The sequence below is a fragment of the Pseudomonas persica genome (genome assembly GCF_900291015.1).
GTDB lineage: Bacteria > Pseudomonadota > Gammaproteobacteria > Pseudomonadales > Pseudomonadaceae > Aquipseudomonas.
In genome coordinates, this window is sequence record NZ_OLKL01000216.1 from 1 (window position 1) to 259 (window position 259).

Sequence of the window (259 nt, forward strand, 5' to 3'; positions counted from 1 at the left end):
CCTCAATACCCTGGGTGCCTATTGCACCGAGCGCCTGATCCCCGCAGCGGCGCTGATCAAGCTGCCGGAAACCATTGCCTTCGAGACTGCTGCCGCCATGACCATGCGTGGCCTGACCTCGGCCTACCTGTTACGCCGGCTGTATGACTTCAAACCCGGTGACAGCGTGCTTCTGCATGCGGCTGCTGGCGGGGTGGGCCTGATTGTCGCGCAGTGGGCGCGGCTGCTTGGGCTGAACGTGATCGGCACGGTATCCACC

At 64.1% G+C, this 259-nt stretch carries 1 pseudogene; it reads left to right on the top strand.

From position 1 onward, the window contains the following. Positions 1-259, top strand: a pseudogene (locus tag FQ664_RS26320) (quinone oxidoreductase); the annotation flags it as partial.